At 60.8% G+C, this 15,073-nt stretch carries 13 protein-coding genes; 6 read left to right on the plus strand and 7 right to left on the minus strand.

Features of this window, described 5'->3' with window-relative positions; all coding sequences use genetic code 11:
- Positions 1-34: 34 nt before the first annotated feature.
- Together VGK14_RS06585 and VGK14_RS06590 are read right to left on the minus strand one after the other, a co-directional pair.
- A complete protein-coding gene (locus VGK14_RS06585; protein ID WP_331508159.1) occupies positions 35-559 on the minus strand; it encodes a M48 family metallopeptidase in 525 nt (174 codons plus the stop codon).
- Positions 560-580: 21 nt separating this feature from the next.
- Positions 581-2,026, minus strand: a complete 1,446-nt coding sequence (locus tag VGK14_RS06590; RefSeq protein ID WP_331508161.1) for a leucyl aminopeptidase family protein — start codon at positions 2,024-2,026, stop codon at positions 581-583.
- 155 nt (positions 2,027-2,181) lie between these two features.
- On the opposite strand from VGK14_RS06590, the gene aceE reads away from it, so the two are divergent.
- From aceE to VGK14_RS06620, 6 genes are all read left to right on the plus strand, one after another.
- Positions 2,182-4,845, plus strand: coding sequence for a pyruvate dehydrogenase (acetyl-transferring), homodimeric type (gene aceE, locus VGK14_RS06595; protein ID WP_331508163.1), 2,664 nt, complete (start codon positions 2,182-2,184; stop codon positions 4,843-4,845).
- A 14-nt stretch (positions 4,846-4,859) separates the two neighbouring features.
- Complete coding sequence (gene aceF, locus VGK14_RS06600; RefSeq protein ID WP_331508164.1) at positions 4,860-6,191, plus strand: dihydrolipoyllysine-residue acetyltransferase; 1,332 nt, start codon at positions 4,860-4,862, stop codon at positions 6,189-6,191.
- Positions 6,192-6,267: 76 nt separating this feature from the next.
- Complete coding sequence (lpdA, locus tag VGK14_RS06605) at positions 6,268-8,010, plus strand: dihydrolipoyl dehydrogenase (RefSeq protein ID WP_331508165.1); 1,743 nt, start codon at positions 6,268-6,270, stop codon at positions 8,008-8,010.
- Between the two features lie 9 nt (positions 8,011-8,019).
- Entirely contained in the window at positions 8,020-9,405 is a 1,386-nt protein-coding gene (locus VGK14_RS06610) for an FAD-binding oxidoreductase (RefSeq protein ID WP_331508166.1), read from the plus strand.
- A gap of 62 nt (positions 9,406-9,467) precedes the next feature.
- Positions 9,468-9,767 carry a flagellar biosynthesis anti-sigma factor FlgM gene (gene flgM / locus VGK14_RS06615; protein ID WP_331508167.1) on the plus strand — a complete coding sequence of 100 codons (300 nt, stop codon included), beginning with the start codon at positions 9,468-9,470 and terminating at the stop codon, positions 9,765-9,767.
- A 27-nt stretch (positions 9,768-9,794) separates the two neighbouring features.
- Positions 9,795-10,289: a flagellar protein FlgN gene (locus tag VGK14_RS06620; protein WP_331508169.1), complete on the plus strand. Its 495-nt coding sequence runs from the start codon at positions 9,795-9,797 to the stop codon at positions 10,287-10,289.
- A gap of 17 nt (positions 10,290-10,306) precedes the next feature.
- Here the strand turns inward: VGK14_RS06620 and motD are convergent, their stop codons facing one another.
- From motD to flhF, 5 genes are read right to left on the minus strand one after another with little or no spacing between them, the layout of a single operon-like run.
- Positions 10,307-11,155: a flagellar motor protein MotD gene (gene motD / locus VGK14_RS06625; RefSeq protein WP_331508170.1), complete on the minus strand. Its 849-nt coding sequence runs from the start codon at positions 11,153-11,155 to the stop codon at positions 10,307-10,309.
- 16 nt (positions 11,156-11,171) lie between these two features.
- Positions 11,172-11,927 carry a flagellar motor protein gene (locus VGK14_RS06630; RefSeq protein ID WP_331508171.1) on the minus strand — a complete coding sequence of 252 codons (756 nt, stop codon included), beginning with the start codon at positions 11,925-11,927 and terminating at the stop codon, positions 11,172-11,174.
- 12 nt (positions 11,928-11,939) lie between these two features.
- Positions 11,940-12,644 carry an RNA polymerase sigma factor FliA gene (locus VGK14_RS06635; protein ID WP_331508172.1) on the minus strand — a complete coding sequence of 235 codons (705 nt, stop codon included), beginning with the start codon at positions 12,642-12,644 and terminating at the stop codon, positions 11,940-11,942.
- A gap of 2 nt (positions 12,645-12,646) precedes the next feature.
- Positions 12,647-13,453: a hypothetical protein gene (locus VGK14_RS06640; protein WP_331508173.1), complete on the minus strand. Its 807-nt coding sequence runs from the start codon at positions 13,451-13,453 to the stop codon at positions 12,647-12,649.
- Positions 13,446-14,927, minus strand: a complete 1,482-nt coding sequence (gene flhF, locus VGK14_RS06645) for a flagellar biosynthesis protein FlhF (RefSeq protein WP_331508175.1) — start codon at positions 14,925-14,927, stop codon at positions 13,446-13,448. Before flhF ends, VGK14_RS06640 begins: the two co-directional genes overlap by 8 nt.
- Positions 14,928-15,073 lie beyond the last annotated feature (146 nt).

A 15,073-nucleotide genomic window follows, 5' to 3' on the forward strand; every position in this document is an offset into this window, starting at 1 on the left:
GATGAATCGCCCCGATATCGCATAAGAAACTCACTTACCTCTCGACCGTTACCTTGCCATCGGCACCCATGCTCCGCCACACCAGGTACACCCGCAGATCAAATTCCAGCTGGTGATAGCCCGGCTGCATGTGCTCGCACAGTTGGTAGAAGGCTTTGTCGTGGTTGCGCTCCTTGAGGTGGGCCAGTTCGTGCACGACGACCATGCGCAAAAACTCGGGAGGCGTGGCCTTGAACAATGAAGCGATGCGAATTTCCTTCTTGGCCTTGAGCTTGTTGCCCTGCACGCGCGAAATCGCCGTGTTCAGCCCCAGCGCGTGGTGCAGCACGTCCAGCTTGCTGTCGTAATGCACTTTATCCAGTGGCGGGGCGTTGCGCAGATAGGTTTGCTTGAGTTCGGCGGCGTACTGGTACAGCGCCCTGTCGGTTTGCACCAGGTGCTGTTGCGGGTAGCGCTGGGCGATGTATTCACCCAGCCGGTTCCGCTCTGCCAGCTGCCGCACCCGGTCTTGCAGCGCAGCCGGGTAGTGCTGTAGATATTTCAGGTGCCTCGTTAACATCCGGATTGGTGTCGGCGATGCTCAAATATCTTGCAGCAAACGCAATCCCAACCCCACCCCGAAGCCGTTCACATCGCTCGCCACCGCGCCCAGCCCGCCCTTGCGGTTGCTGGAAGACAGATCGACATGCAGCCAGGATGGATCGTTCTCGATAAATTTCGACAGGAAGCGTGCCGCGAGAATATGGTCGGCATCGCCCTCCAGCGTGCATTGCTTGATATCGGCGATTTTCGAGTCGAGGTCGACGTCGTAATCACTGTCAAACGGGAAAGCACATACCCGCTCGCCGGCCGCCTGGCCTATGCTCACCGCCTTGCACAACAGTTCGGGCCGATTGCCGAGGATGCCGCTATAGCGGTCTCCGAGCGCCGTCGCCATGCTGCCGGTGAGCGTGGCGAAGTCGATCATCAGCTCGGGCTTGGCCCTGGACGCCAGTGTCAGGGTATCGGCCAGCACCATGCGGCCTTCGGCGTCGGTATGGACGATTTCGATGGTGGTGCCGTTGAGCGCTCTCACCACGTCGTTCTGCTTGTAGGCCTTGGAGCTGATATGGTTCTGCGCCAGCGCCAGCCAGCAGTCGATGTTTATCGGCAATTTCGCGCGCGTCGCCGCCAGCAGGATGCCTAAGCTAACCGCCGAGCCGCTCATGTCTTCGTGCATGCCCTGCATGTAGCGCGCCGGCTTCAGGTTGTGCCCGCCGGTATCGAAGCAGATGCCCTTGCCCACCAGCGCGACGTGCTTGCGCGCCTGGTCCGGGCGGTAGCTCAGATGCACGATCGCGGCATCGTCCGGGTCGGAGCCCTGCGCCACCGCGACAAAGGCGCCGGCACCCAGCTTGCGCAGCTTTTTCAGGTCGTATTCCTCGTACTTCCAGCCGTGCTCTTGCGCCAGCGCCTGCACTTTGTCGCGGTAGATGCCGGGCGTGAGTTCGTTGGGCGGCAGCATGGTCAGGCTGCGCGCCAGCGTATTGCCTTCGGCCAGCGCCTGGGTCGCGGCAAAACCGCCCGCCTGCCGACATCCATACAGTTCGATCTTCTTCAGCGGCTTGCGGTCCTGCTTTTTCTTGCGGCTGGGCAACTCGGCGGAATTGAGCCAGGCCACGTACAGCGCGCTTTCCGCCGCCAGGCGGCGCACCTCGTCATTGCCGAATACGGCGATGGTCAAGACGGACGGCCCTTCCTCCAGCAACGGCTGGATGGCTTTGCGCAATGCGGTGTGGCGCTCGAAAGCGGATAGTTTCGGATCGACGATCACCCACGCCGCCTTGCCGCCTTGCGGCAGATCGGCCACCAGCGGGGATTTCGCCAGCTCCGCATATTTGCTCTTGTGCCGTTTCAGCCTGGCGTCGAGCACTTCGTTCAATGGCGCATGGGGCTGCTGCGGAGGCAATATAAGCAGCAAATGGCCAGCACCTGCAGCCACATGATCCGTAATATCGCTTTGATTTTGAATGAGTTTGGCCGTCATTATTACTTCTCGCAGAGTAGTTTAAACTTGACCGCCGGGGTCAAAATAGCGAAGATAGCGCCTTTCGCCAGCAGCCCGGCGCTGCATTGTCACGCCGTGAAACGGAGATTATACCGTTAGCGGCCAGCCCAAAAGTATTCCAGGAGAGCAAGCCCATGGCATATGTGCCCGATAGCCCTGACATCGACCCGCAGGAAACGCATGAATGGCTGGATGCCATCGATGCGGTACTTGAACAGGAAGGAATAGAGCGCGCGCATTTCCTGCTGGAAAGCCTGATCGACAAATCGCGCCGCTCCGGCGCCTATCTGCCGTTCAACCCGACCACGGCCTATCTGAATTCCATCCCGCTGCACCAGCAGGCCAAGCTGCCGGGCGACCCGGCGATGGAGCGCCGCATCCGCGCACTGATCCGCTGGAATGCGGTGGCCTGCGTGCTGCGCGCCAACGACAAATCGCCGGGCGTAGGCGGCCACATCGCCAGCTTCCAGTCTGCGGCCACGCTGTACGACATCGGCTTCAACCATTTCTTCCGCGCGGCCAATGACAAATTCGGTGGCGACCTGGTGTATTTCCAGGGCCACTCCTCGCCCGGCATCTATGCCCGCGCCTTTCTCGAAGGCCGCATCAGCGAAGAACAGATGGCCAATTTCCGCATGGAAACCGGCGGGCATGGCCTGTCGTCCTATCCGCACCCGTGGCTGATGCCGGATTTCTGGCAGTTCCCCACGGTGTCGATGGGCTTAGGCCCCTTGCAGGGGATTTACCAGGCACGCTTCCTCAAATACCTGCACGACCGCGGCATCGCCGACACCTCCGACCGCAAGGTCTGGGTGTTCTGCGGCGACGGCGAAATGGACGAGCCGGAATCGCTGGGCGCGATTTCGCTGGCCTCGCGCGAAAAACTCGACAACCTGATCTTCGTCATTAACTGCAACCTGCAGCGCCTGGACGGCCCGGTGCGCGGCAACGGCAAGATCATCCAGGAACTGGAGGCCGATTTCCGCGGCGCCGGCTGGAACGTGCTCAAGGTGATCTGGGGTTCCTACTGGGACCCGCTCTTGGCGATGGACACCAAGGGCCTGCTCAAGCAGCGCATGGAAGAAGCCGTCGACGGCGAATACCAGAACTTCAAGGCCAAGGGCGGCGCCTACACACGCGAGCATTTCTTCGGCAAATACCCCGAGCTGAAGGAAATGGTTGCCTCGATGTCCGACAACGACATCTGGCGCCTCAACCGCGGCGGCCACGACCCGCACAAGGTATATGCAGCCTACGACGCTGCCGTGAAGCATACCGGCCAACCCACCGTGATCCTCGCCAAGACTGTCAAGGGTTACGGCATGGGCGCAGCAGGCGAAGCGCTGAACCCGACCCACCAGCAGAAGTCGATGGACCTGGAATCGCTGCGGGCGTTCAGAGACCGCTTCGATATCCCGGTATCCGACGCCGATCTGGAACATGTACCGTTCTACCGCCCGGCTGAAAACAGCCCGGAAATGCAGTACCTGCACGAACGCCGTGCCGAACTGGGCGGCTATGTGCCAGCACGCCGCCGGCAGGCGGCACCGTTGCAAGCGCCGCCGCTGTCGGCGTTCGACAATATGCTGGGCGCCACCGGCGATCGCGAGATTTCCACAACGATGGCTTTCGTGCGCATCCTCTCCACGCTGGTGCGCGACAAGCAACTCGGCAAATCGGTGGTGCCCATCGTGCCGGACGAGGCCCGCACCTTCGGCATGGAAGGCATGTTCCGCCAGCTCGGCATCTATTCCTCGACCGGCCAGCTGTACGACCCGGTAGATTCCGACCAGGTGATGTATTACAAGGAGTCGAAGGACGGCCAGATTCTGGAGGAGGGCATCAACGAAGCCGGCGCGTTCTCGTCCTGGATCGCAGCGGCCACCTCCTACAGCACGCACGGCGTGCAGATGATCCCGTTCTACATCTTCTATTCGATGTTCGGCTTCCAGCGCATCGGCGACCTTGCCTGGGCGGCTGGCGACTCCCGCGCACGCGGCTTCCTGCTGGGCGCCACCGCCGGCCGCACCACCCTGAACGGCGAAGGTCTGCAGCACGAAGACGGCCACAGTCACATCCTGGCGTCGACCATCCCCAACTGCGTCTCGTACGACCCAACCTTCGCCTTTGAGGTCGCCGTCATCGTTCAGGATGGCCTGCGCCGCATGGTCGAGGCACAGGAAGACGTGTTCTATTACCTCACGGTGATGAACGAGAACTACAGCCATCCGGAAATGCCCAAGGGCGCCGAGGAAGGCATCATCAAGGGCCTGTATTCGTTCAAGAAATCAAAAGCCAAGGGCCCGAAAGTCCAACTCATGGGCAGCGGCGTCATCCTGCGCGAAGTCATCGCCGCCGCCGAGCTGCTGGAGAAGGATTGGGGCGTTTCCGCCGATATCTGGAGCGCGACCAGCTTCAATGAACTGCGCCGCGACGGTCTGGACGCGGAGCGCTGGAACATGCTGCACCCGGAAAAACCGGCGAAGGAAAGCTGGGTCGGGAAGTGCCTGAAGAAAGCAGAAGGCCCGGTCATCGCCTCCACCGACTACATGAAAGCCTTCGCCGACCAGATCCGCGCTTTTGTGCCGCAACGCTTCGTCACACTGGGCACCGACGGCTTCGGTCGCTCCGATTCGCGCGAAGCCTTGCGCCGCCATTTCGAGGTGGACCGCTATTATGTCACGCTGGCTGCGCTGAAAGCCCTGGCGGACGACGGCAAGCTGCCCGTGACCAAAGCTGCGGAAGCCATCAAGAAGTACGGCATCGATCCGAACAAGCCGAATCCGGTAACGGTTTAATAAAGGTTGGATAAATGAGCCAAACGATAGAAGTCAAAGTCCCGGACATCGGCAATTTCGATAGCGTCGATGTTATCGAGGTACTGGTGAAGTCCGGCGACGCGATCGGTAAAGACGACTCGCTGATTACGCTGGAATCCGACAAGGCGTCGATGGACATTCCATCGCCGCAGGCGGGCACGGTAAGGGAAGTGAAAATCAAGGTCGGTGACAAAGTGGCCCAGGGCACATTGATCCTGACCCTGGAAACCGCGGCTGGCGCAGCACCTGCCGTCAAGCCGGAACCGACCGTCACACCGGCACCGCAAGCCGCACCAATTATTGCAGAGGTACCCCCGCCCAGCCGTCCGGTGCCGGAAGTGCCCAAGCCCATCGCGCCGCAGCATACGCCCGACCCGGTTGCAGCCCGCGCCGAATTCGCTCCCGGCAAAGCGCCGCACGCCAGCCCTTCGGTGCGCAAATTCGCACGCGAACTGGGCGCCAACCTGGTCCTGGTCAATGGCTCAGGCCCCAAGGGCAGGATACTCAAGGAAGACGTGCAAGCCTACGTCAAGGGCGAACTCGCCAAGCCGCGCAGCGAAGCGCTTTCCAGCGGCGGCGGTCTGGTTGTGCCACAGATGCCGGTAATCGATTTCAGCCAGTACGGCGAAACCGAATCCCAGCCGCTATCGCGCATCAAAAAGCTTTCCGGCGCGAATCTGCACCGCAACTGGGTCACCGCCCCGCATGTCACCCAGTTCGACAACGCCGATATCACCGACCTCGAGGCTTTCCGCAAATCGATGCAGGACGAAGCCAACAAGCGCGGCGTCAAGCTGACGATGCTGGCTTTCCTGATGAAGGCGGTGGTCAATGCGCTGCGCACCTACCCCAACTTCAATGCCTCGCTGGCGCCGGACGGCGACAGCCTGATCATGAAGAAGTACCATCACATCGGCTTTGCCTGCGATACGCCTGACGGCCTGGTAGTGCCGGTGATCCGCGACGTCAACCAGAAGGACGTACTGGACATCGCGCGCGACTTGGGCGAACTGTCGGCCAAGGCGCGCGAAAGAAAGCTGAAGCTGGAGGAAATGCAGGGTGGCTGCTTCACCATCTCCAGCCTGGGCGGTATCGGCGGCACCGCTTTCACGCCGATTATCAATTGCCCGGAAGTCGCCATCCTCGGCGTGTCGCGTTCCAGCATCGAACCGGTATGGAATGCCCAGACCAAGGCCTTCGAGCCGCGCCTGATGCTGCCACTGTCGCTGTCCTACGACCATCGCGTGATCGACGGCGCCGACGGCGCGCGCTTCACCAGCCATCTGCGCGTGATGCTGTCCGACGTGCGGAGATTGTTACTGTAAATTTCAGCCACCGGCAACATGGGGAAAGCAAAACCTTCTGGGTTACCCCGTGCTCCCCGTGGCTCAAGAGGTTTTTATGAGCCAGATTATCGAAGTGCAGGTTCCTGACATCGGCAATTTCGACAGCGTCGATGTCATCGAAGTATTGGTCAAGGCCGGTGACGGCATTGCCAAGGACGACTCGCTGATCACGCTGGAGTCGGACAAGGCTTCGATGGATATTCCCAGTCCGCAAGCCGGCACGGTGAAGGAAGTCAAGGTCAAGGTCGGCGACAAGGTCGCCAAGGGATCGCTGATCCTGATGCTGGAAACGGCCGCAGCCACAGTGCTGGCGTCGAAACCTGCTGCGGCGACTGAAAACAAGCCTGCGCCGGCCCTCGCTCCTACAGCCGCCCCCGCCGGCAATGCCGACCTCCACGCCGAGGTGCTGGTGCTGGGCGCCGGGCCCGGCGGTTACACTGCCGCCTTCCGCGCCGCCGATCTCGGCAAGAAAGTGGTGCTGGTGGAGCGCTATCCCAATCTGGGCGGCGTCTGCCTCAACGTCGGCTGCATTCCGTCCAAGGCATTGTTGCACGCCGCGAAGGTCATCACCGAAGCGGAAGAAATGGCCGAACACGGCATCAGCTTCGGCAAGCCGCAAATCGACCTCGCCAAATTGAGGTCGTGGAAAGAAAACGACGTCGTCGACAAGCTCACCGACGGCCTGACCCAGTTGGCAAAACAGCGCAACGTGACTGTGGTATACGGCCTGGGCCGTTTCACTTCCGCCAATCGCCTCGAAGTCCGGGCTGCGGACGGCAAGGCAAGCTCTATCTCCTTCGATAACGCGATCGTCGCCGCCGGCTCCCAAGCGACCAAGATTCCGGACATAGCTACCGACCCCCGCATCATGGATTCCACCGGCGCGCTGGCGCTGGACGACATTCCCAAACGCCTGCTGGTCGTCGGCGGCGGCATCATCGGCCTGGAAATGGGCACGGTGTACGACGCCTTCGGTTCCAAAGTCACCATCGTGGAATTAGGCGACGGCCTGATCCCCGGCTGCGACCGAGACCTGGTGAAGCCCCTGCACAAGCGCATGGAAAAACGCTTCGAAAAAATCCTGCTCAAGACCAGGGTCGTCAAGATCGACCCCAGGAAAGACGGCATTCACGTCACGTTCGAAGGCGACAATGCGCCGGAACCGCAGCTCTATGACCGTGTGCTGGTCGCCATCGGCCGCCGCCCCAACGGCAAGAATATCGGCGCCGAAAACGCCGGGCTGTTCGTCGACGAACGCGGCTTCATCCCGGTGGACAAGCAGATGCGCACCAACGTGCCGCATATTTTCGCGATCGGCGACATCGCCGGCCATCCGATGCTGGCGCACAAGGCCACGCACGAAGGCAAAGTGGCGGCAGAAGTAATCGCCGGCCACAAGGTCGAATTCCAGGCGCTGGCGATCCCTTCTGTTGCTTATACCGATCCGGAAGTGGCCTGGGCCGGCGTCACCGAGACCGAGGCCAGGCAGAAAGGCTTGGAAATCGAAAAAACCTCTTTCCCGTGGGCTGCCAGCGGACGTGCTTTATCCATCGGCCGTACCGAAGGCGCCACCAAGCTGATTTTCGACAAGGGCAGCAAACGCCTGATCGGCGTCGGCATCGTCGGCACCAATGCCGGCGAACTGCTGGCCGAAGCCGTGCTGGCACTGGAAATGGGCGCCGATGCCGAAGATATCGGGCTAACCATACATGCCCACCCGACGCTGTCGGAAACCGTGGCTTTTGCCTCCGAAATGGCGGAAGGCACGATTACCGATCTCTATATCCGGAAAAAATAACCAACGGCCATGCTGCCGCCAGGCTTTCTCGCCGCATTGCAATCGTCATTCTCACCGGATCGCCTGTTCACCGATCCGGTAGATTGCTACGCCTATGCCTACGACAATTCGCGCAATTTCCGGCCGCCGCAGGCCGTGGTTTTCCCGCTGAACGCAGAGGAAGTGCAAGCGGTGGTACTGCTTTGCAACCAGTATCGCGTCCCTGTCGTGCCGCGCGGCCGCGGAACCGGCACCGCTGGCGGCAGCGTGCCGGAGCAAGGCGGGGTGGCGTTGTCGCTGGAACGGATGAACCGCATCCTTAAGGTAGACCCGGACAATCGCATGGCAATCATAGAACCCGGCGTATTGAATCAGGATCTGCAGGATGCCATTCGTCCCCAGGGCTTCTTTTGGCCGCCCGACCCTTCCAGCGCGCCGTATTGCACGGTAGGCGGCAATCTCGCCACCTGCGCCGCCGGTCCGCATGCGGTGAAATACGGCGTCGCGCGCGACCATGTGCTGGGGCTGAAAGCCGTCACCGGCAGCGGCGAACTGATCAAGACCGGGTGTTATACCACCAAGGGCGTGGTAGGCTACGACCTGACGCGGCTGATAGTTGGCTCCGAAGGCACGCTGGCCGTCATCGTCGAAGCCACGCTCAAGCTGACCCCCTTGCCGCGCGCGGTCGGCGGGCTTACCGCGCAGTATCGCGACACTACCAGCTGCGCTCATGCCATCGCCGCGATCATGGCACAGCCTTTCGTGCCCTCGGCATTGGAATTCCTCGACAACAATGCGCTCAACCTGATCCGCAACCGCCATCCCGGCATGCTGCCGGACGACATGCGCGCGCTGCTGATGATAGAAGTGGACGGCTCCGAGCAGGAGATCGCCGAAGCAACGATGGCTATCATCAATGCCTGCCAGCTGGATGGCTTGATCGAGGCCAAGCAGGCCAACGATACGCAATCGCTGTGGGCGGCGCGCAAGGCCTTGTCGCCGTTGTTACGCGACATCGCGCCGAAAAAAATCAACGAGGATGTCGCCGTACCGGTGTCACGGCTGCCGGAACTGCTTGGGGGCATCGAACGGCTGGCCGCGCGCTACCAGATTGCCAACGTCAACTTCGGTCATGCGGGCAACGGCAACATCCACGTCAACCTGCTGGTAAACCCGGACGACGGAAATGAAATGCAGCGTGCGGAACAATGCCTGGACGCAGTGTTCTCATTGGTGCTGGGGCTGGACGGCACCCTTTCCGGCGAGCATGGCGTGGGCATGGCCAAGCGGCCTTTCGTCGGCAGGGAAATCGATGCCGTCACGCTGGATTTCATGCGCAGCATCAAGAAAACCTTCGATCCTGCCGATATCCTGAATCCGGGAAAATTATTCCCTGCGGTGGGAAAAAGTCTCTAAAGTTATCCTCATTTTTGTCGTTAAGATGGTATGCTAGAAAACGTTGAGTCAAGAGGTACATCATGAAAATTGACGGGTCTTTACGAGGGACCGCGCTCACAGGCGCCACCAGCCAGGCACCCGCACGCGGCAAGGGTTCTGCGGCAAGTTCTCCCAAACAGGACAGCGTCAGCCTTTCCGATACGTCTTCGCAATTGCAGGCGCTGGAAACCAGCGTCAACCAGGCTTCCGGATTCGATGCCGCCAAGGTTGAAGCTATCAAGCAGGCGATCAGCGAAGGCCGTTTCAAGATCAACCCGGAACAGATCGCCGATGGCCTGATCGCTTCCACCCGCGAACTCGTCGCGCAACACAAGGCCTGACGCCTGCGCTCCTGAAATAGCTCGTCATTGGCTCAACCCGGTTCCATCGATACGCTGCTGCTCGCAGGCCTGCAGGCTGAAGAGCAGGCTTTCCGCGACTTCAAGACCGCACTGCAGGCCGAGCAGAAGGCCTTGATCGCTGGCGATATTACCGCGCTCACGGCGATTTCGACGTCAAAACTGAAGCAGGTTGAACATCTGAACCGCCTTGCTGCACAGCGGCTCGAGCGCATCGTCACGCTGGGGCTGACAGCCGACCGCAACGGCATGGAGAAATGGGCGGCGCAGGCGGGGACTGCCGCAACCGAAGCATGGCGCTCCATGCTCGCCACAGCCAGCGAAGCCCATCAAGCCAACCAGATCAATGGCACGCTGATTCAAAATCATCTGCAACACAATCAGCAAGCGATGTCTGCTTTGCTCGCAGCATCCAACCAAGCCAATCTGTATGGACCCGACGGTCAGCCGAAAAATACGCCACCGGGCGGCGGCAGTTCACGCGGCATTATCGGCAAGGCCTGATGCGGTTAAACGAGGGTTTACGGCCGGGCTGAAGTGGCCGAGACTGGACTCGGAGGCGGTTTTACGTCCGGGTCCAGTTTGACGTCCTGCACTCCGCCCTGATTTTCCGCCAATATCATTACCGTTACACGCCGATTGCGGGCACGGCCTTCGGGTGTACTGTTATCTTCCACCGGCCGATTGTCGGCGTAGCCGATCGCCACCATGCGGTCGCCGCCGACGCCGCTTTCGGCAAACAACCGAATCACGCTGCTGGCACGCGCCGTAGACAACTCCCAGTTCGAGGGGAAAACCGGGGAATTGATAGGCAGATTATCGGTATGGCCTTCCACCTGAATCTGATGGGTATCTATCGCCAGCACCTTGGCCACCGCAGTCAGCACCGAAATCGAATCCTTGTTCAGATCCGCCTTGGCAATTTCGAACAGGAGACTGGCATTGATTTCTATGGAAATGCCGCGATTGCTCTCGGTGACCTTGACCTGACCGCCCTTCACCAGCGGCTCCATGACTTTGAGGATATCGGTCGCGACCGATTTCATGTTCTCGCGCCGCTTCTCCTTCTCCACCTCGACAATCCGGGAAGCAGCATCCATTTGCATCGGCACAATTTGCGGAATGGGTTTGCCGTGCTCAACCGTTCCCTGCGGCATGGGTGCTTGGACATAAATCACTTTTTCGCTGGTGGGAGCACTTTTGAAAGCTTCCACGATGGAATCCGAGAGCACCTTGTATTTTCCCTCGTTGATCGAGGAAATCGCGTACATTACCACGAAGAACGCGAACAGCAGGGTGATGAAGTCGGCGTAGGAGACCAGCCAGCGCTCGTGGTTCTCGTGCTCCTCGGGTTTTTTTCTGCGTGCCATCTAGAATGGGCTGGGCTCAGGTGATGAAGCCGCGCAGCTTGGTATCGATCAGCCGCGGATTCTCGCCATTGGCGATGGACACCAGGCCATCCACCACCATCTGGCGCTTGACCATTTCGCGGCCGATCACCGACTTGATTTTGCTCGACAACGGCAAGAAAAACAGATTGGCCGAGCCCACGCCGTAGATCGTGGCGACAAACGCAACCGCGATACCGGCGCCCAGTTTGGACGGATCGGAAAGATTTTCCATCACGTGGATCAGACCCATCACCGCGCCGATAATGCCTATCGTCGGCGAATAGCCGCCGGCAGATTCCCATACTTTCGCCGATAGTCGATAATGCTCGTCGTAGGCATCCATCTCGACTTCCAGCGCCTCGCGCAGCTTTTCCGGCTCGGCACCATCCACCAGCATCTGCAGGCCTTTTTTCATGAACGGATCCTGCATTTCCACCAGGATGGGCTCCAGCGACAACAACCCGCCGCGGCGGGCGGTATTGCCCCAGCCGGTGATCTGCTCGATAACCTCCTCCAGCACCACCCGCGGCGGCACGAATGCCCATGAAACCAGCTTCAGCCCCAGCAGGAAAACCGGCAGCGAATACTGGATCAGTACCGCGCCCATGGTACCGCCAATGACGATGATGAAGGCGGTGAGCTGCATCAGCGTGCTAACATGGCCGCCTTCGAGTACCTGCCCGCCGATGATGGCGCCCAGTGCAATGATAATGCCGACAAAAGTAGTGATGTCGATTGGTAGGTTTTTCATCGGGCGGCAGTCTTAACCGATCCAGCCCTTGAGCCTGCTGCGCAAGCGCATGACCGCCTGCGAATGAATCTGGCAGACGCGTGATTCGCTTACCCCCATGACGGTGCCGATTTCCTTCAGGTTGAGATCTTCCTGATAATACATCGCCATCATCATTTTCTCTCGTTCCGGCAAGTCCGCTATCGCTTCCACCAGCGCACGGCGCATGCCTTGATCCTGGATGGTTTCGAACGGGTTTGGACGCCCGTCCGCCAGATTAAACTCTATCGGATCGCCGTCATCATTATGGAAGTCTTCGTAATAGACCAGCTGGTGGCCGCGCGCATCCGCCAGCATGGTTTGATACTCTGCCAGATCCAGCCCCATGGCATCGGCGATTTCCTGCTCGGTGGGCGCATGGCCAAGCTGCTGCTGGAGTTGCGTGATGGTGTTTTCGATGCCGCGCGCATTCTTGCGCACCGAACGCGGCACCCAGTCGATCTCGCGCAGCTCGTCCAGCATCGCGCCGCGAATACGCTGCGATGCATAGGTTTCGAACTGCGCGCCCTGAGTTTGGTCGAAATGGCCGATGGCATCCAGCAACCCTATCATTCCGGCCTGCATCAGATCGTCCACCTGCACGCTGGCCGGCAGTCTGGCCGCCAATTGATAGGCAATGCGTTTGACCAGCGGCGCGAAATCAGAGGCGGGACGTTGCGCCACGCAATGGAGTGGCATGATTAATGATCCGTGGTGATCGGCTTGAAAGTGCCAGTCACGCTGAGCAAACGGCGCATGAAGGCTTCGAAACGGCTGTCGTCCCGTTCCGGCTGCGGCCACCCGGCGATGCCGGCTGCCAAAATCTCCAATGCATCGGCGGCAGCGCTGCGTTCCACGGGCAGAACACCGGCAAAATCCGGCATCAGGTTCAAGTGCTGGTGGCAGACGCCGGCCAGATTGCGGAACAGGACGCTGGCCAGAGATTCCTCGACGCCGCGGAACAGCAGGCGGAAATGACGATTTCCCGGAGTATGCGCAGCAATCTTGATCTGGCTATAGGCAGCGGTAATACCGGAAGAGCTGCCTGTGCACAGCACGATCACCTCGGGCGCGGCCAGGGCGAAGCCGAAACTGGGTCGGTGAGCGGCGGCCGCAGCGCGGATCAGGACGATGTCGAACCTGCCGACCAATGCGTGGAAAGCCGCCAATAACCGCACTCGGGCGCCATCCTTGTGTGCGGGACGAACGCTGCCGGCCGGCAGCAAAGTGATGCCCGCCGCCGGCAGCGCGATCTCCTGCAAACTTTTTTCGCCCCGCAAGGCGTGGCCGATGTCGTAGCGCACCGCAGCGGCCAGCAGGACGTGAGGATCGCCGGCGCGCAATTGCTCGTCCAGCAGCAGGACTTTTTTTTCCTGCCCTGCCAGGGCCAGGGCCAGGGCGGCGCTGATGTCGTTCTCGTCGTCGCCGAGCAGCGCAACCATATACGCGGCATCGGCCGCAAACATGCGCCGCAGCCCTTCGGCCTGATCAACGGCGGTCCTAACCAAGGACCGCTCCATTACCGGACCAGGCATCCTGCAACGCCATTTCATCCCGGCTCAACTGTGTTGCCGGCCCCGCCTGGCCTTTGAACGCACGGTCCACCAGATAGGTGGCATTGGCCAGATGCAGGTCTTCGGGAACGCGCTGGCCGTTGGTGACATAGTGCAGGTCGATGCCGTAGCGTATCAGGCAGTCCATCGCCGGCGCCAGCGATACGGCTTCGTCGATTTTGGTCAGGATACAGCCGTCCATCCCGGCCCCGCGATAAGCGCGCACGATGTCGTCCAGCGTCACGCCCTGGGCCGTGGCCGGCAACAGCAACTGACGTTGCACGCGGTTACCCCGCCCGCACAGGAATTCGATCTGTTCGGCGATGCGGCGGTCGCGCTGGCTCATCCCGACGGTATCGATCAGCACCAGATGGCTGCGCTGCAAATCGGCCAGCGTGAGTTCCAGCTCCGTTTCATCCTTCACCGCATGCACCGGCACGTTGAGGATGCGGCCGTAAATACGCAGCTGTTCATGGGCGCCGATCCGGTAGCTGTCAGTCGTCAGCAGCGCCACGTTTTTTGCGCCGAACTTAAGCACCGCGCGCGCGGCCAGCTTGGCTACGGTAGTGGTCTTGCCGACGCCGGTGGGCCCGACCAGCGCCACGATGCCGCCGCGCTCGATCACATCCGCGCCCGGTTCCACCGCGCGCAGATTATGGGTGATGGCCGCCCGCAGCCATTTCATGCCCTTTTCGAAATCCAGCCCATGCGGCATCGCATCGATCAGTTTGCGCGATAACACCGGACTGAAGCCTGCGGCAAACATCGCGCGCAACAACTCGGCCTTGAGCGGCTCGTTGCGCACCAGTTCGCCCCAGGCAAAACCGGAAAGCTGGCCTTCGAGTAGATTGCGCATGCGCTTGAGTTCGCGCGCCATTTCCGCGACGACCGGATCGGGCGCGGCGGGCGGTGGCGTAAAGCTGGTCTCGCGCATCGGCTCATGCTGCGGCAGTCGATAAGAATCTTCCGGCTGAGGCTGAAAGTGCGGCACGGACTCCGCGACCGGCGGAATCTCGCGCGAGATCGCGGGCCGGGTATAGGTGGGGACGGCTTCTTCCGGCGGCAACGGCTGGGGTGTTGCCGCCTCGGCGGCGGTACGGATGGTTTCGAACGTCGGCGCACGCACGCTCTGGGTAGGCCCGACGCTGCCGGTTTGGCGTCGGTGCAGGATCGCGGCTATCGTTTCCGCGCCGATTACCGGCTGTGGAGGACGCTCGCCGGATGCCGGTTGCGGCCGATGTTGTGCCAACATGTGATGAGCTGGGTTTCCGTAGGTCAGCGCGTCCATCTCGCCATCGGCCACGGCCATGATTTCCACCCCGCCGTCTACCTTGCGGTTGGACAGGATCAACGCATCCGCGCCCAGTGCGTCACGCACTTGCCTCAGGGCATCGCGTGTGCTTGAACCGAAAAATTTACGGACGTTCATAAAGGGCTTTTTTGAGGGGGCAAGGCCCTGCGCGTTACGAAGGAACGCTCGCGGGAGAATCTACACGTATTTGGATTTAGCGCCGCCATATTTGGCCACAAGTTTAACACGGGAAAAGTGGCGCAAAAAGTGAAATCGGCGATTGT

The organism is Novimethylophilus sp. (assembly GCF_036504375.1).
Lineage (GTDB): Bacteria > Pseudomonadota > Gammaproteobacteria > Burkholderiales > Methylophilaceae > Novimethylophilus.